This is a genomic window from Pseudomonas sp. SJZ077 (genome assembly GCF_007993905.1).
Taxonomy (GTDB): domain Bacteria; phylum Pseudomonadota; class Gammaproteobacteria; order Pseudomonadales; family Pseudomonadaceae; genus Aquipseudomonas; species Aquipseudomonas mandelii.
Window position 1 is genome coordinate 1 of sequence record NZ_VIUJ01000002.1, and the last position, 17,167, is coordinate 17,167.

A 17,167-nucleotide genomic window follows, 5' to 3' on the forward strand; every position below is an offset into this window, starting at 1 on the left:
CGAGGGGACTCGGAGTTCCGGCGCTTGTTTCACAATAGCGCTATGGCTGCCAGCCGTTCGCCGACCTGGAAGCCGTACTACGAACGCTATCTGGCCAGAGGTCTAAAAGGCACTCAGGCCTTGGTTATCCTGGCACGCAAGCTGGCCAGAGTGATGTTTGCCCTGATGAAAAACCAAACCGAATACAAGCCAAATTCTATGTTTGGGTGTTCCCCCCAAACATAGAATCTCCCACAGTTGATCGGTGGTATGCACGAACCTTGTGTTCACTGCAGATCCCTTGTGGGACCGAGCCTGCTCACGATGGCACCACATCGGGTCAACAGGAAACAAACCGAATATCTGCTTCGCTAACTCTTCCCCCTCCCGCTGATCCTCGCGCAACCCCACCGACCGGCTCATTCCACCGCCCCCAGATCAAACGCCAACGGCTTGGCAGGCTTCTGCCCGATCCCGTACCAATCCAGCTTGCGGGTCAACACCATGAACACGCCGAGCAAGCCGAACAGTAACAACGAGCCCATCAACAGAGCGTAATCCTCGGCACTCAACAAGCCGTAGAGCAAGCCATACAACGCCGCCAACCCCGCCGAAAAGCTCAAGCCGTGACGCACGCTGCGCAGCACATGGCAGACATAGAACCCGATCAGCAACACGCAGCCGCCGGCCGACAACAGATAGGCCAGGGCAAAGCCGATGTGCTCCGACAACGACAGCAGCAACAGGTAGAAGAACGCCAGCGCCACGCCCACCAATGCATATTGCACCGGGTGCACCGCCAGGCTTTTCAGCACTTCGAAGAGGAAGAATCCGGCGAAGGTCAGCACGATGAACAGCAGTGCGTATTTGATCGCCCGATCGCTCTTGAGGTATTGGTCCACCGGATCAATGAAACTCACGCCAAAGCTGCGGCCGCTGTACGCCTCGCACCCACCGCCGGACACACAACTGCTCAGCGCTTCCTGCAGGTTCGTGGAGAAAAACGAGGTCTGCCAGTTGGCGGTAAACCCCTGATCGGTGACTTCACGCTGGGCCGGCAGGTAGTTGCCGATGAAGCTTGGGTGCGGCCAGTTGGCGCTCAGCGACACCTTGCTGGTCTTGCCCACAGGAAGGATCTGCAACTGACCGGTGCCTTGCAGCCGCAGGTCGAAACCGAAGGTCAATTCCGTGGCTTGCCTGGTATCCAGCGCTGGCAATGTCACGTGTACACCTTCGCCTAACCAGCCCACCTGGGTCCCCGGAACAAAGTCCAGCCGCTGGTCATTGAGTTCGAGTTTCAGGGCGTTTTCGATGCCGCGAATGTCGCTGATCCCGACCGCCAGAAACGGCTGGTCGAACTGGTAATCGGCAAAATCTTCCTTGATGCCCAGTTGCGCCGGGACCGAGAAATGCCCGCTGATGCGGTTGTCGGCGTGGAACAGTCGCGCCTCGTAAATGCCTCGGGAGCGCAGTTCGGTCTGCACCTGGCCATCGAGTTCGAAGCGTTCCGGGAGGAAATACAGACGACCGCGCTCCTCACCGACTTCCTGATAACGCTGGTTGGTTTTTTCGTTGAGCTTCCAGGTGCGCACCACTTTGCGATACGGCACCACCATCAGCGGCCCGTTCAGTTGCTGGCTGTAGCTGGAGCTGCGGGCAATGTCTTCAAGCACACCGTCGCGCAATTGCTGGCGGTCCTGGATGACGCCGTTGATCATCAGCAACGGGATCAGCAATAGCAGAATCAGAAGGGCGATTGCCCCGAGTTTTAGGGTCAGGCTGCGGTTCATGGGACTCTCCCTGTTTGGATGGGGAGAGTCTGGGATGGGTGTGTGGAGGCTTTGTGGGGGGAATATGGAGATTATGTGGAGAACGGACTGGCCTCTTCGCGAGCAGGCTCGCTCCTACATGGGTTCTGCGCTGGACACAAATTCTGAGTCCCCCACACATCAACTGTGGGAGTGAGCCTGCTCGCGATTGGCCGCGACTCGGTCCTAGGCCAGGTGCAATAGGACTTCCACCCCACCCTCGACATTGCCGATGCTCAATGCCCCACCATGCAGCTTCACCACTTCTTCCACAAAGTTAAGCCCCAACCCGGTGCTCTTGCGCCCACTGTCCGGGCGCGGCAGCGAGTAGAAACGCTCGCTCAAACGCGGTAACGCATAGTCGGGAATCGCCTCGGCCTGATTGAACAACCTGAACTCGATCTGCTCGCCGACCCTCTCGGCGCTGAACCGCAGCAGCCCCTGAGGCGGGGTGAAATCCAAAGCATTCTCCAGCAGATTCCCCAGCGCCTGCCGCAACAGAAACGGCTCGCCATGCAGGGTCATATCCGGCGCGATCCTCTGTTCCACGCGCAACTTTTTCCCTTCGATCCGCGCGGCCTGGGCGTTGAGCAACTCATCCACCAAACCCGCCAACGGCACCGCCACCCGCTCTTCCAGCCCTTGACGCTGTTCGACCTGGGCCAGGTTCAGCAACCGCTCAATCAACTGCTGCATCCGCACACTTTCACTGTCGATGTTGCTGACGAAACGCTGCTGCTGAGCCAACGGCATTTCACCTTGCAGCAACTCAGCTGCACCGCGAATCGCCGCCAATGGGCTTTTCAATTCATGGGTCAGGGTGTGCACATAACGCTCGACGTAGGCTTTGCCTTCCAGCTGGGTTCGCATCTGTTCCACCGCCGTCGCCAGTTGCTCCAACTCCCCGCCGCGATAATGCGGCACCTCGACGCGCCGGCCCTCACTCACCGCTTGGGCATAGGCGGTCAACCGCCGCAGCGCCGCGCTCAGCCACCATGACAACAGCGCGCCGAACAGCAGGCCCAGGCCGATCAACCCGGCACCATAAGCAAGCAATCGACGTTCGGTGCGATCCACGTAAGGCTGCAACGAACTGTTGGGCTTGGCCACAGTGACCACGCCGATGATCTGGCCGTTGTCGCGAATCGGCGCGCCGACGTGCATCACCGAAGAGGTCGCATCGTTCGGATCGCTGCGGGTGGAACGTGCGCCGTATTCACCGCGCAACGTCAGGTAGACGTCGTTCCATCGTGAATAGTCCTGCCCCACCGCTGCGCCACTGGAGTCCAGCACCACGAGGCCTTTGGCGTCGGTGACGTAAATCCGGTGGTTGACCTGGTTCTTCGGCAAGCCCCAGATGCTTGCCTTCGGCTGCCGTTCGCCATAGGCCCTGAGCAGCTCGGGCCAGCGGTTCTGGTTGAGGGTGCCGGCCTTGAAATCGTCGCGCAGGATCTCGGCCATCAGATTGGCGGTGTCGACCAGGGTTTCTTCCGTGGACTGGCGCACCCCTGGGCGGATTTCTTCCATCACGGTGTTGAGCACGAAGTAACCGGTCAGGCCGATAAACAGCACGTAGACCAGGAAAATCCGGATCCCCAACGGCATCAGCTGTGCCCCGGGCTGTAGCTGTAACCGAGGCCGCGATGGGTCTGGATCGGTTCGGCGTCAGCCTTCACCAGACGCAATTTGGCGCGCACGCTTTTGATATGGCTGTCGATGCTGCGCTCGTAACCGGCATCGGCGGCCACGCCCAGCGCATCGAGCAATTGCTCGCGACTGAAGACGCGTTCGGGTTGTTCCAGCAGGCATTGCAGCAGACGGAATTCGTGCCGGGTGAGATTCAATGGTTGATTGCGATAGCTGATCTGCACGCGTTGGCAGTCGACCCGAAACAACGCCGATGAGACTTCGGCCACCGGTCGCGGCGCCATGCGCTTGAGAATCGCCCGGACCCGCGCCGCGACTTCCCGGGGACTGAACGGCTTGACCACGTAGTCGTCGGCGCCGATTTCCAGGCCCACGACGCGGTCGATTTCCGCGTCACGGGCGCTGAGGAAGATTACCGGCACTTCGCTGAAACGCCGCAGTTGCTTGCAGGTCTCAAAGCCGCTGATGTCCGGCAGGCCGATGTCGAGAATGATCAGGTCGGCCGGGGTCTGGCGCTGATGCTCCAGCGCCGCCGCGCCGAGGCTCAACCAGGTCGTGGTGAACCCCTCTCCCTGCAACGCGAATATCAGGGTGTCGGCAATCGCCGCTTCGTCTTCGACAATCAGGATATGAGGCATGGCGTCCGAGCCCGGCAGTTAAGTGGGCGAACGGTGCCCCAAGCCTCTCGTTCCGTCAATCAGCAGTCGGGTTTGTCGGCCGTGAAACGCCGCGCCGGGTTCACCGCCGCACCGAATTCACGCAAGGCCTTGGCACCGATCAACAGCGGATAGTTGAAGCTGCTGCGGTCGGTAAGGTTGACCTCGACGGTGCGCTTGACGTTGCCCAGGCACAGTTCCAGATCGACTACCGGGCGCTTGGTCGGCTCGACAGCTTCCTTGTCATCGTCATCCTCTTCGGAGCGGGTCTTGATCTTGCTGATCCGCGCAACCTTGTGCTCGTAGACCTTGTTGCTCGCATCTTTGGTGGCGAGGCGGAAACGGACCCACTCGTCGCCGTCGCGGGTGAAGGTTTCGATGTCCTTGGCCGACAGCGAGGCCGTCAGGGCGCCGGTGTCCATTTTGGCCTTGAGGACTTCGCCGCCGATTTCCGGCAGCGCAATGTATTCGTAACGCCCGTACAGCGTCGGCTCGGCGGCCAGGACCGGCAGGGCCACGAGAGAAAGCAGTGCAAGGAGGGATTTCACGTAATGGGCATCCTTTGGGAATGGGGGCGCAGTGGCCAAATTCTAGACCGCAAACAACAAAGATAGTTGGACGGCCACCTAGCTTTGTGGCGAGGGAGCTTGCTCCCGTTGGGCGGCGAAGCCGCCGTAAATCCATTCAACTCGGTGTTCCTGACACGCTGCGTCACATTAGTTTTTGGGGCCGCTTCGCAGCCCGGCGGGAGCAAGCTCCCTCGCCACAGGTGATCTCATCAGGCGGCAAGCATAACGATGTAAAGGTGAAACATTCGTCACCGCCGATTTGGCCTGCGGCCCGAAGCTGAATATCATGACGCGCCCAAACGCTTTCAAGAGTTACTTATGCGCCGCCTGCTCACCGGCTGTTTCGTTACCCTGCTGCTGTTGCTCAACACCCTGGTCCTGATCGGGCCGCTGATGGTGTTTGCGCTGCTCAAACTGGTCTTGCCTGGTCGCCATCGCGACTACGCCTCATGGGCGGTGATGTGGATCGCCGAAACCTGGGCCGAGATCGACAAGCTGATCTTCAAGTGGTGCATCCCGACCCAGTGGGACATTCGTGGTGGCGAGGGTCTGCGCGTCGATACCTCATACCTGGTGATCAGCAACCATCAATCCTGGGTCGATATCCCGGCGTTGATCCAGGCCCTGAACCGCCGCACGCCATTCTTCAAGTTCTTCCTCAAGAAGGAACTGATCTGGGTGCCGTTCCTGGGGCTGGCGTGGTGGGCCCTGGATTATCCGTTCATGAAGCGCTACACCAAGGCATTCCTGGCCAAGCACCCTGAGTTGGCCGGCAAGGATCTGGAGATCACTAAAGCGGCGTGCGAGTTGTACAAGCGTCAGCCGGTGACCGTGGTCAATTACCTGGAAGGCACCCGATACACCGCAGCGAAAAGCACTCAGCAGCAGTCACCCTTCACTCACCTGCTCAAGCCCAAGGCCGGCGGAGTGGCGTTTGTCCTGGCGGCAATGGGCGAACAGCTGGATGCCGTGCTTGATGTGACGGTGGTGTATCCGCAGCAGCAGATTCCGGGGTTTTGGGACTTGCTCAGCGGCAACGTGCCGAGGGTCATCATCGACATCAAGACCCGAGAGCTCGACCCGGCATTGTGGCAAGGCGATTACGAAAACGATCCGGTGTTTCGCGAAACGGTCCAGAATTGGGTCAACCAGCTCTGGATAGAGAAGGATCAACGCATCGACGCGTTGCGCGCCGAGCGCCGTTGAATCAACTGCCGGTGCCGGCGCCCCAGATCCCGTCCAGGCTTTCCAGCAACGAGCCACCAACGCCCTGCTGACCGAGGTATTGCAACAGCACCGGGGCAAACTGGCCGATCATGCCGCTGTCCATGCCCAACGCGCTAAACGCGTTGTTCAGATCGTTGGTGTTCTTCACGGCACCCAAGGCATTGTCCAGACCGGCCGCCTTGCCGGAAGACCCAAGCAGGCCGGCCAGCGCACCCAGCTCACCGCCGCCGGACAACTTGTCGATGCCCGGAACGCTTTTGGCCAGTTCCGAGTAATCGGTCGAGCTCAACTGATTCTTCGCCAGCCCCAGCATCGCCCCAGTCCCGCCGACGGCCTGTTGAGGTGTCACGTTCAATTCGCTGAGCGCGCTCAACAATCCGGCCGTTTCTGACGTTGGCGCAGCCGCTGCGGCAGCATTACCCCCCTGCATGCTCGAAGCCGCTTTGGTCACATCGTCCAGGCTGAAACCGGCGAAGACCGGGCTGGCCGCGAGGGTCATCAGCGAAGCCAGTGCTAAACCGCGTGAAATCTTCATCCAGACATCCTCTTGCGCCGTGAGAGCCACCCGTGTGTGGGCGGGAAAACTGCCGATTTGACCGGGGTTTGGGGGGTGTTGTTCCTTGCTGGCGCAGGCATTTTTTGCCTTTGGAAGTGCATAGCATGAGATAGACCAGTTAATTGACTGCTATAAGAAACAACCTGACTACATCAAACTGGTATAAAAATCTGTCATATCTGACAGTTGCGACCGTTTCGCAGCACAAACTAAGCTGAGTTTGTAACAACAGCAATCGGGAGTGAGTTATTAAATAGCAGCTCGCACCTCTTCGTTTTCGATCTGGTAGGAAGCATTAATATGGCTGGCAGAGAAACAGGTATAGTTAAATGGTTTAACGATGAAAAGGGCTTTGGATTTATCACTCCAGATAGTGGAGGAGCGGAACTTTTCGTACACTTCAAAGCAATTGAATCAGACGGCTTTAAAAGTTTGAAAGAGGGACAAGCAGTATCTTACGTTTCAGAAAAAGGGCAAAAAGGTCAACAGGCTGCGCAGGTTCGCACCGAATAAATAAACAATGACCAAAGTCGTTGAAGACTCGACCAGGCCTGCTTCCACCTAGTGGTTAGGGCAGGCCATTCTTATCGGAGACACGGCGATGAGGCGAAAAACAGAAAAGTTCGATACTACAGTCATTAACGAACCTACTTCGTCGCCATCGAAAAGTTTGGAACATATAGAACTGGAGACTCAACCAATTATCTTTTGCATCAACCCGGGCGACCGTCATCCAAAGGTCGGCGATAAGGTGACGTATGACCTAGTCCAAGGCGATAACGGACAGTGGTACGCAAAGAACATCATAGTGGGAAGCGACAAAAAGCCTCATTAAATCTATTTGGCTTTGACCGTAAGTCCAGCTTCTCTTGTGCGTACATACCAACTGAAGCTATTGTTTTTCTTCACTTACGGCAATTAGCTGGCAATAGGTATCAACGCGAGTGTTTATTACGGACAAACAAACGGGGGTTAGACACCATGCAGACAAAGATTATTGCCAGCGTTTTAGCAATCCTGACCGTGAGTAACTATACCTACGCAGATACTTGCCCTGAACCCTCATCTATTTACAAAACAATGAGTGGCTTTGAAGCCAAGGACAGATCCGGCCATATCTGGAAAGGAGAAGATCCGGGACAACCGGTCGATATTAAGACTCTGGTTTTTGAAGATGCGGCGTATATCACTGAAGACGAAACCGAAAACGGGCCAGTGAAAGTCAGTCAGTTGAGTTGCCGCTACCAAAATCTGGCCTTGTTTCTAGACAATGTAGTCAACTGGAAAGCCGGGGCGCCTGCGAATTGGGACGAATCGAATCGCTGTTATTCTAAACCCAACAATGACTGCTCATTCTCTTTGAGCAATTAGGTGTCACCGGACAGCCATAAAAAAGGGCGACATCACTGTCGCCCTTCTCCCGTCTTGCGTAACGCTTACGCCGCACTGAACAACTTATGCGGATCAATCACAAACTTCTTCGGCACGCCCGCATCGAACTCGCCATAACCGCGTGGCGCGTCATCAAGGCTGATGACTTCCACGCCAACGATGTCGGCAATGTGAATGCGGTCCCACATGATCGCCTGCATCAGCTGGCGGTTGTACTTCATCACGGGCGTCTGGCCGGTGTGGAAGCTGTGGGATTTGGCCCAGCCCAGGCCGAAGCGGATGCTGAGGCTGCCCATTTTTGCGGCGGCATCGACGGCACCTGGATCTTCGGTCACGTACAGGCCCGGGATACCGATTTTGCCGGCAACCCGTACCACGCCCATCAGCGAGTTGAGCACGGTGGCCGGGGCCTCGTGTTTCACGCCGTCATGGCCGTGGCCGCGCGCTTCGAAGCCTACGGCGTCGACGGCGCAATCCACTTCTGGTTCGCCCAGCAGCGCAGCGATTTGTTCATGCAGCGGGGTGTCCAGGGACAGGTCGGCGATTTCGAAACCCTGGGCCTTGGCGTGTGCCAGGCGGACGGTGTTGACGTCACCAACAATCACCACCGCCGCGCCCAGCAGGCGGGCGGACGCGGCAGCGGCCAGACCGACAGGGCCGGCGCCGGCGATGTACACGGTGCTGCCTGGGCCAACGCCAGCGGTGACTGCGCCGTGGTAACCGGTCGGCAGGATGTCGGAGAGGCAGGTCAGGTCGCGGATTTTTTCCATCGCGCGATCACGATCAGGCAGTTTCAGCAGGTTGAAGTCGGCATACGGCACCATCGCGTATTCAGCCTGGCCGCCGGTCCAGTCGCCCATGTCGACATAACCGTAAGCACCGCCCGGACGCGCCGGGTTAACGCTCAGGCAAACACCGGTATGCATTTCCTTGCAGGAACGGCAGCGCCCGCAAGCCACGTTGAACGGCACGGAGACCAAATCGCCGATCTGCAGGTTTTCGACGTCGCTGCCCTTCTCGATCACTTCGCCAGTGATTTCGTGGCCCAGCACCAGACCGGTCTGAGCAGTGGTGCGGCCGCGCACCATGTGCTGATCGGAACCACAGATGTTGGTGGAAACCACACGCAGGATGACGGCGTGGTTAATCTTCCTGCCGCGCGGGTCCTGCATTTTCGGATAGTCGATTTTTTGCACCTCGACCTTGCCATTGCCGAGATACACCACACCACGATTGCCAGACATGCTTTCACCTCGCTGTTGTTTTTATGTAGCGGTCGCGTCGCCATGAAGCGGCGGCGCGTTGATTGCTCTGGTTGTTGCCTGTGTGTCTTGTGTTGCCTGATAGGGCCTCTTCGCGAGCAGGCTCGCTCCCACATTTGATCGGGGGTGTACACACGTCTGTGACCAACACAAAACCTGTGGGAGCGAGCCTGCTCGCGAAAGCGAATTAGAGAACGACCGTGCGATTGGCGTTGAGAAACACTCGTCGTTCAATGTGATACCCGACGGCCCGCGCCAGGGTCAGCCCTTCGATATCCCGACCTTTGGCGATCAAGTCTTCCGGGTAATGACTGTGGTCCACCGCCTCCACGCCCTGGGCGATGATCGGGCCTTCGTCCAGGTCGTTGTTGATGTAGTGCGCTGTGGCGCCGACCAGTTTCACGCCCTTGTTGTAGGCTTGGTGATAAGGCTTGGCGCCCTTGAAACCCGGCAGCAACGAGTGATGGATGTTGATCGCCTTGCCGTCGAGTTTGCGGCACAACTCTGGCGACAGGACTTGCATGTAGCGGGCAAGGATCACCAGTTCAGCGCCGGACTCTTCGATCACCTGCCACACCTGACGCTCTTGCGACGGCTTGTCGTTCGGGTCCAGCGGGAAGTGGTAATACGGAATCTGATGCCAGTCGGCCAACGGTTTGAGGTCCGGGTGGTTGGACACCACGGCGGCCACGTCCATCGACAATTGGCCAATGCGTTGGCGGTAGAGCAAATCGTTGAGGCAGTGATCGGCCTTGGAGACCATGATCACCACTTTTGGCCGGTAGTTCGGCGGTGTCAGCTCGAAGACCATGCCGAAGGCTTTGCCACGCTCTTCCAGTCCGGCGCGGAAGGCTTGCTCGTCGAAGCCATCGGGCTGGCGGAATTCCACGCGAATGAAGAAACGGCCCGAGAGCCGATCATCGAAGGAATGGTGCTCGGTGACGTAGCAGCCCTGCTCGAACAGAAAGCGGGTCACCGCGTCCACGGTGCCGAGGACGCTTGGGCAGTCGGCGGTCAGAATCCATGTGTCTGGGGCGCGGCTCATAGTGCGGTGACTCCTGCTGCTACAACTGTGATCAGAGATAACTCTGTGGCGAGGGAGCTTGCTCCCGCTGGGTTGCGAAGCGACCCCAAAATCAGCGACCGCATTCACTCAGGAGGAATGCGGGCTCAGGTTTTACGACTGCTGCGCAGCCGAGCGGGAGCAAGCTCCCTCGCCACAGGGGAACGATCATTAAGCCTGGACGCTCAGGCCGTATTCCGCCGCCGCATCCTGCAACCACAACCACCAGTAATCCGAGAAGCTGCGACGGATCAGCAGTTCCCAGGTGTCTTCGGCGGTGTGGCGGATCACCAGTTGCGACTTGGCAAACACGGTGCCGACAGCCTTGCCCACCGGGAAGCTGTTGGGGTGCACGTCGTAGCTGGTGGATTTCATCAGCACCTGGCGCACGTTCGGGCCGCTCAGTTCGAGGATCTGCTGGCCGCCGCTGACGTTGGTGATCGCGATGTGCAGGTCGCCCAGCGCTTCACGCAGTTTTTGCTCGGCGGCGAATTCTTCACCGGTCGGCACGATCAGCAGCCATTCATCCGGCCCCATCCATTGCAGGCTGGTTTCGCCTTTGACGACGACGGTCAGCGCGGCCGGCAGTTCGATCCCGAGGGCCTTGTGCACGCCAGCGGCGAACGCCGCATCGTGGCCATCACCACGAATAGTCAGGTGGCCGAGGAGTTTTTTCTCACGCACGATCACGCCGGCGCTTTTACGGCCCTTGCCCACCAGACTGGCGAGGTCGGCATGATGCAGCGACGACTCGGCCTTGGCCCCGGTGGTTGGGCGTTGTTGGTAAACATTGGCTGCGGTCATAAAGCACCTTTCCTGAATTCTGTTGGTTCCTGTGGTGGCTGCACTGCCGTCATCGCCAGCAGGCTAGCTCCCACATTTGACCGCGATCTCCTGTGGGAGCGAGCCTGCTCGCGAAGGCGGTCGCAGGCACCCCACAGGACCCGAAGCCATTAGATGTTCTGGCGATCACCCTTTGGATCGAAGAACACCGAAGAAACGATTTCCGCCTCGATCACGCTGCCATCGGCCAGCGGTGCGAACACGCGCTCACCGATGCGCTTCAAACCGCCCTTCACCACGCCCATGGCAAACGAATAGCCCAGGGAGTTGTGCAGGTAGCTGGAAGTGACGTGACCGACCATCGTCATCGGGATCGTCTGCTTGGTGTTGAACACCAGTTGCGCACCTTCCGGCAGCCATTTGGTCGGGTCGATCGGTTTCAGGCCCACCAGCTGTTTGCGTTGATCACGCACGCAGTCTTCGCGGTTCATGCCACGCTGGCCAATCCACGAGAACGGTTTGGTGCGACCGACACACCAGCCCATGTTCAGGTCGTCCGGGGTCATCGAGCCGTCGGTGTCCTGACCCACGATGATGAAGCCTTTCTCGGCCCGCAGGATGTGCATGGTTTCGGTGCCATACGGGGTCAGGTTGTACTGCTTGCCAGCCTCGACGATTTTCTCGAGCACGCCCATCGCATAGTCGGCTTGCACGTTGACTTCGTACGACAGCTCACCGGTAAACGAAATCCGGAAAATCCGCGCCGGCACACCGCCGACCAACGCTTCTTTCCAGGTCATGAACGGGAAGGCTTCGTTGCTCAGGTCGGCGTCGGTCACTTCGCTGAGCAGCTTGCGGCTGTTCGGCCCGGACAGGGTCATGGTTGCCCAGTGATCCGTCACGGACGTGAAGTACACCTTCAGGTCTGGCCATTCGGTCTGGTGGTAGATTTCCAGCCATTGCAGCACGCGTGCAGCGCCGCCGGTGGTGGTGGTCATCACGAAGTGGTTATCGGCCAGGCAGGCGGTCACGCCGTCGTCGAACACCATGCCGTCTTCTTTGCACATCAGGCCGTAGCGGGCCTTGCCCACGTCGAGCTTGGTCCAGGCGTTGGTGTAGATGCGGTTCAGGAACTCGCGGGTGTCCGGGCCCTGGATGTCGATCTTGCCCAGGGTCGAAGCGTCCAGCAGGCCGACGCTGTCGCGCACGGCTTTGCATTCGCGTTTAACGGCAGCGTGAATGTCTTCACCGTTTTTCGGGAAGTACCAAGGACGCTTCCACTGACCGACGTCTTCAAACTCGGCGCCGTTTTTCACGTGCCAGTGATGCAGCGCGGTGTGACGCACCGGTTCGAAGATGTGCCCACAGTGACGACCGGCCACGGCGCCGAAGGTTACCGGCGTGTAGTTCGGGCGGAACATGGTGGTGCCCATCTGCGGGATGGTCACGTTCAGCGAACGGGCGGCGATGGCCAGGCCGTTGACGTTGCCGAGCTTGCCCTGGTCAGTGCCGAAGCCCAGTGCGGTGTAGCGTTTGACGTGCTCGACCGACTCGAAGCCTTCGCGGGTCGCCAGTTCGATGGCGGCGGCGGTGACGTCGTTTTGCAGGTCGACGAATTGCTTCGGTCCGCGTGAGGTGCCTTTTTCGTGCGGCACCTGGAACAGCGCCAGGGTGGGCTCTTCGAGACGGCTCAGGGCTTTCGGCAACGTGCCTTCGACCACACTGAAACCGGCTTCGCTGGCTGCGCGAGCGCCGCCTTCAAAACCATCGGCCAACGAATCGCCGAGGCCATAGACGCCGTTGATGCCACCGACGCACACGCGTTTCTGCGGTGCTTCGCCCGGTACGAAACCGAGGATGTCTTCACGCCAGATCGGTTTGCCACCCAAGTGCGAAGCCAAGTGAACCACCGGGCTGTAACCGCCGGAACTGGCGATCAAATCGCAATCAAGCCACTCGCCAGGGCTGGTCACCGCGTGTGCTTTGACATCGATCGCGGCAACGCGAGCGGCGGTCACATGCTTGCTGCCACGGGCCTCGATCACGGCGCTGCCGGTCAGGATGCGAATGCCTTTGGCGCGCGCCTCTTCAACCAGTGCACCGCGCGGATTGCTGCGGGCGTCGGCGATGGCCACCACTTGCAGGCTGGCATCGAGCCAATCCAGGGCAACGCGGTAGGCGTGATCGTTGTTGGTCGACAGCACCAGTTTCTTGCCCGGTGCCACGCCGTAACGGCGAACGTAAGTCGAGACAGCGCCGGCGAGCATGTTGCCCGGCACGTCGTTGTTGCCGTAGACCAGTGGGCGCTCGTGAGCGCCGGTTGCCAGCACCACACGTTTAGCTCGAACCCGATGGATGCGCTGGCGCACCTGGCCAATCGGAGCGCGGTCGCCGAGGTGATCGGTCAGGCGCTCGTGAATGGTCAGGAAGTTATGGTCGTGGTAACCGTTGACCGTGGCGCGCGGCAACAGCAGCACGTCCGGGGTGTCTTTCAGTTCGGCGATGACGCTGGCGACCCACTCGGCCGCTGGCTTGCCGTCGAGGCTTTCGCGGGAGTCGAGCAGGCTGCCGCCGAACTCTTCCTGTTCATCGGCGAGGATGACACGAGCACCGCTGCGCGCAGCCGCCAGTGCAGCGGCCAGACCTGCGGGGCCACCGCCGACGATCAGCACGTCGCAGTGCTGGTTCATGTAGTCGTAGGTGTCCGGATCGTTCTCGGTCGGCGAGCGGCCAAGGCCGGCGGCCTTACGGATGTACTTCTCGTAAGTCATCCAGAACGATTGCGGGTACATGAAAGTTTTGTAGTAGAAGCCCGGCGGCATCAGCTTGCCGCCGACCTTGCCGAGAATCCCCATCATGTCGTTGTTCACGCTTGGCCAGCCGTTGGTGCTGGTGGCGACCAGACCTTGATACAGCGCTTGTTGCGTGGCACGTACGTTCGGGATCTGCGTGGCTTCGGTCGCGCCGATCTGCAGCACGGCGTTCGGCTCTTCAGCGCCGGCAGCGAAGATGCCGCGCGGACGGGAATACTTGAAGCTGCGACCGATGATGTCGACACCATTGGCCAGCAGGGCAGCGGCCAGCGAATCGCCTTCAAAGCCTTTGTAGACCTGACCGTTGAAGGTGAAGCTCAGCACTTTGTTGCGGTCGATCCGTCCGCCGTTGGACAGGCGATTGATCTGGCTCATACCTTCTCTCCCAGAGCCGTCGTGGCCGCTTTCGGGCTATCGGTCTTGTCGGTGAACTGCGGCTTGGCGCCGATCTTGTAGGTCTCGAGAATCTCGTAGGTCACGGTGTCGCGGGTCGCGTTGAAATACTGACGGCAACCGGCGACGTGATCCCACAGCTCGTGGTGCAGACCGCGAGGGTTATCGCGGAAGAACATGTAGTCGCCCCACTCCTCGTCGGTGCAGGTGTTCGGATCCAGTGGGCGCGGAATGTGCGCCTGGCCGGATGCGTGGAATTCCTCTTCGGAGCGCAACTCGCCGCAGTGAGGACAGAAGATATGCAACATGGGGATTTCTCCTGTTAGTGGGCAACCGCAGCAGCGCCGTGTTCATCGATCAACGCACCGTTGTGGAAACGGTCGATGGAGAAAGGTGCGGCCAATGGGTGCATTTCACCCTTGGCCAGACTCGCGGCAAACACGTTGCCCGAGCCAGGTGTGGCCTTGAAGCCGCCGGTGCCCCAACCGCAGTTGAAGAACATGTTCGGGACCGGGGTTTTCGAAATGATCGGGCACGCATCCGGTGTGGTGTCGACGATGCCGCCCCACTGCCGGTTCATGCGCACGCGGGACAACACCGGGAACATCTCGACGATGGCCTGGATGGTGTGTTCGATCACCGGGTACGAACCACGCTGGCCGTAGCCGTTGTAGCCGTCGATACCGGCGCCGATCACCAGGTCGCCCTTGTCGGACTGGCTGATATAACCGTGTACGGCGTTGGACATGATCACACTGTCGATAATCGGTTTGATCGGCTCGGACACCAGCGCTTGCAGCGGGTGGGATTCGATCGGCAGGCGGAAACCGGCCAGCTTGGCCATGTGCCCGGAGTTACCGGCGGTCACCACGCCGACGCGCTTGGCGCCGATGAAGCCTTTGTTGGTTTCAACGCCGATGCACACGCCGTTTTCCTTGCGGAAGCCGATCACTTCGGTCTGCTGGATCAGGTCCACGCCCAGGGCGTCGGCGGCACGGGCAAAGCCCCACGCCACGGCATCGTGACGGGCCACGCCGCCGCGGCGCTGAACGGTTGCGCCCATCACCGGGTAGCGGGTGTTCTTCGAGCAGTCGAGGTACGGAATTTCGTCGGCCACTTGCTTGGCATCGAGCAGTTCGCCGTCGACGCCGTTGAGGCGGTTGGCGCTGACCCGACGCTCGGAATCACGGATGTCTTGCAGGGTGTGGCACAGGTTGTAAACGCCGCGCTGGGAGAACATGACGTTGTAGTTCAGATCCTGGGACAAACCTTCCCACAATTTCATCGCGTGTTCGTACAGGTGCGCCGACTCGTCCCACAGGTAGTTGGAGCGAACGATGGTGGTGTTGCGCGCGGTGTTACCGCCGCCCAGCCAGCCTTTCTCGACCACGGCCACGTTGGTGATGCCGTGCTCTTTGGCCAGGTAGTAAGCCGTGGCGAGACCATGCCCGCCACCGCCGACGATGACCACGTCGTAGACCTTTTTAGGGGTCGGCGTGCGCCACATTTTCTGCCAGTTTTCGTGATGGCTGAGGGAGTGTTTGAAGAGGCCGAAGCCCGAGTAGCGTTGCATAGTCATTTACTCCAAAACCGCGCTCAGCGATAAACCGGGAAGTCCGCGCACAGGGCCGACACTTGCTGGGCAACATTCGCTTCCACGTCGGCGTCGCCGAGGTTGTCGAGGATGTCGCAGATCCAGCCGGCCAGTTCCACGCACTGGGTCACCTTGAAGCCGCGCGTGGTCACCGCCGGGGTGCCGATGCGCAGGCCGGAGGTCACGAACGGCGACTGTGGATCGTTCGGGACAGCGTTCTTGTTGACGGTGATGTGGGCGCGACCGAGTGCTGCATCCGCCTCTTTGCCGGTGAGGCCCTGACGGATCAGGCTGACCAGGAACAGGTGGTTATCGGTGCCGCCGGACACTACATCGTAGCCGCGTTTGATAAACACGCCGGCCATGGCCTGGGCGTTGTCGATCACTTGTTGCTGGTAAACCTTGAAACCAGGCTCCAGCGCTTCCTTGAAGCACACGGCTTTACCGGCGATGACGTGCATCAGCGGGCCGCCCTGTGCGCCGGGGAATACCGCAGCGTTGAGCTTTTTCTCGATTTCTTCGTTGGACTTGCACAGGATCAGGCCGCCACGCGGACCGCGCAGGGTCTTGTGGGTGGTGGTGGTGACCACGTCGGCGTACGGCAGCGGGTTCGGATACAGGCCAGCGGCGACCAGACCGGCCACGTGGGCCATGTCGACGAACAGCAGCGCACCGACCTTGTCGGCGATCTGACGGAAACGTGGGAAGTCGAGGGTCTTGGAGTAAGCCGAGAAGCCGGCAACGATCATCTTCGGCTGGCATTCGACCGCCAGGCGCTCGACTTCGTCGTAATCGATCAGCCCGGTTTTGGTGTCGATGCCGTACTGCACGGCGTTGTACAGCTTGCCCGAGGACGACACTTTGGCGCCGTGGGTCAGGTGACCACCGTGGGCCAGGCTCATGCCGAGGATGGTGTCGCCCGGCTGGATCAGGGCCAGGTACACAGCACTGTTGGCCGAAGAGCCGGAGTGCGGCTGGACGTTGGCGTAGTCGGCACCGAACAGTTGCTTGGCGCGTTCGATGGCCAGCGCTTCAACTTTATCGACGTGCTCGCAGCCACCGTAGTAGCGCTTGCCCGGATAGCCTTCGGCGTATTTGTTGGTCAGGCCGCTGCCTTGCGCTTCCATGACGCGTTTGCTGGTGTAGTTCTCTGACGCGATCAGCTCGATGTGATCTTCCTGGCGTTGCTCCTCGGCATTCATCGCCGCCAGCAGTGCATCGTCGTAACCCTGGATCTGGTCTTGCTTGCTGAACATCGCGTCTCTCCCAGCGGCATCTATGCGCCATTCGTCTCGGTAAGGCACCGGTGTTTCGACAGTGCCCTTTGATGCGATGGTATGACCGGCGCAGACAGGCCAAATGCCTACGGACGCCACGCAAAGGTGCGTTTACGACATGGCGGGAAATGGCATGCCGAACACACTC

General features: G+C 59.7%; 15 protein-coding genes and 1 pseudogene. 4 read left to right on the forward strand and 12 right to left on the reverse strand.

Translation table 11 applies throughout. The features are described 5' to 3' along the window. A pseudogene (locus FBY01_RS31660) lies at positions 1–225 on the forward strand (IS110 family transposase); the annotation flags it as partial. A gap of 173 nt (positions 226–398) precedes the next feature. Here the strand turns inward: FBY01_RS31660 and creD are convergent. The 4 genes from creD to FBY01_RS03650 all read right to left on the reverse strand — a co-directional run bounded on the left by creD (position 399) and on the right by FBY01_RS03650 (position 4,638). After that, entirely contained in the window at positions 399–1,769 is a 1,371-nt protein-coding gene (gene creD / locus FBY01_RS03635; protein ID WP_077747283.1) for a cell envelope integrity protein CreD, read from the reverse strand. A gap of 204 nt (positions 1,770–1,973) precedes the next feature. Beyond that, on the reverse strand, positions 1,974–3,392 hold the full coding sequence (creC, locus tag FBY01_RS03640) for a two-component system sensor histidine kinase CreC (RefSeq protein ID WP_145306812.1): 1,419 nt from the start codon (positions 3,390–3,392) through the stop codon (positions 1,974–1,976). Beyond that, positions 3,392–4,072, reverse strand: a complete 681-nt coding sequence (gene creB, locus FBY01_RS03645) for a two-component system response regulator CreB (protein ID WP_077747281.1) — start codon at positions 4,070–4,072, stop codon at positions 3,392–3,394. The genes creC and creB overlap by 1 nt, the downstream gene beginning before the upstream one ends. 59 nt (positions 4,073–4,131) lie before the next feature. Next, positions 4,132–4,638: an ATP-dependent zinc protease gene (locus FBY01_RS03650; RefSeq protein WP_010467060.1), complete on the reverse strand. Its 507-nt coding sequence runs from the start codon at positions 4,636–4,638 to the stop codon at positions 4,132–4,134. Positions 4,639–4,977: 339 nt separating this feature from the next. Here FBY01_RS03650 and FBY01_RS03660 point away from each other — a divergent pair, with 339 nt between their 5' ends. After that, complete coding sequence (locus FBY01_RS03660) at positions 4,978–5,865, forward strand: acyltransferase (RefSeq protein WP_145306808.1); 888 nt, start codon at positions 4,978–4,980, stop codon at positions 5,863–5,865. 1 nt (position 5,866) lies between these two features. Here FBY01_RS03660 and FBY01_RS03665 read toward each other — a convergent pair whose 3' ends face one another. After that, positions 5,867–6,421 carry a DUF2780 domain-containing protein gene (locus FBY01_RS03665; protein ID WP_145306806.1) on the reverse strand — a complete coding sequence of 185 codons (555 nt, stop codon included), beginning with the start codon at positions 6,419–6,421 and terminating at the stop codon, positions 5,867–5,869. 321 nt (positions 6,422–6,742) lie between these two features. Here FBY01_RS03665 and FBY01_RS03670 point away from each other — a divergent pair, with 321 nt between their 5' ends. Then, complete coding sequence (locus FBY01_RS03670; RefSeq protein WP_145306804.1) at positions 6,743–6,955, forward strand: cold-shock protein; 213 nt, start codon at positions 6,743–6,745, stop codon at positions 6,953–6,955. Positions 6,956–7,423: 468 nt separating this feature from the next. Next, positions 7,424–7,813 carry a DUF3757 domain-containing protein gene (locus FBY01_RS03680; RefSeq protein ID WP_145306800.1) on the forward strand — a complete coding sequence of 130 codons (390 nt, stop codon included), beginning with the start codon at positions 7,424–7,426 and terminating at the stop codon, positions 7,811–7,813. A gap of 65 nt (positions 7,814–7,878) precedes the next feature. Here FBY01_RS03680 and fdhA read toward each other — a convergent pair whose 3' ends face one another. The 7 genes from fdhA to glyA all read right to left on the reverse strand — a co-directional run bounded on the left by fdhA (position 7,879) and on the right by glyA (position 16,998). Then, positions 7,879–9,078, reverse strand: a complete 1,200-nt coding sequence (gene fdhA, locus FBY01_RS03685) for a formaldehyde dehydrogenase, glutathione-independent (RefSeq protein ID WP_077747277.1) — start codon at positions 9,076–9,078, stop codon at positions 7,879–7,881. Between the two features lie 205 nt (positions 9,079–9,283). Next, the gene (gene purU, locus FBY01_RS03690) at positions 9,284–10,141 is read right to left on the reverse strand and encodes a formyltetrahydrofolate deformylase (RefSeq protein WP_010467046.1); all 858 of its coding nucleotides are present in this window, start codon (positions 10,139–10,141) and stop codon (positions 9,284–9,286) included. A gap of 189 nt (positions 10,142–10,330) precedes the next feature. Then, complete coding sequence (locus FBY01_RS03700) at positions 10,331–10,963, reverse strand: sarcosine oxidase subunit gamma (RefSeq protein ID WP_010467044.1); 633 nt, start codon at positions 10,961–10,963, stop codon at positions 10,331–10,333. Between the two features lie 149 nt (positions 10,964–11,112). Then, positions 11,113–14,130 (reverse strand): sarcosine oxidase subunit alpha, encoded by a 3,018-nt coding sequence (locus FBY01_RS03705; protein ID WP_077747275.1) that lies wholly within the window; start codon positions 14,128–14,130, stop codon positions 11,113–11,115. Then, entirely contained in the window at positions 14,127–14,456 is a 330-nt protein-coding gene (locus tag FBY01_RS03710; protein ID WP_010467039.1) for a sarcosine oxidase subunit delta, read from the reverse strand. The genes FBY01_RS03705 and FBY01_RS03710 overlap by 4 nt, the downstream gene beginning before the upstream one ends. A gap of 14 nt (positions 14,457–14,470) precedes the next feature. Next, positions 14,471–15,721: a sarcosine oxidase subunit beta gene (locus tag FBY01_RS03715; protein WP_007947735.1), complete on the reverse strand. Its 1,251-nt coding sequence runs from the start codon at positions 15,719–15,721 to the stop codon at positions 14,471–14,473. 23 nt (positions 15,722–15,744) lie between these two features. Then, positions 15,745–16,998, reverse strand: a complete 1,254-nt coding sequence (glyA, locus tag FBY01_RS03720; RefSeq protein WP_145306798.1) for a serine hydroxymethyltransferase — start codon at positions 16,996–16,998, stop codon at positions 15,745–15,747. Positions 16,999–17,167 lie beyond the last annotated feature (169 nt).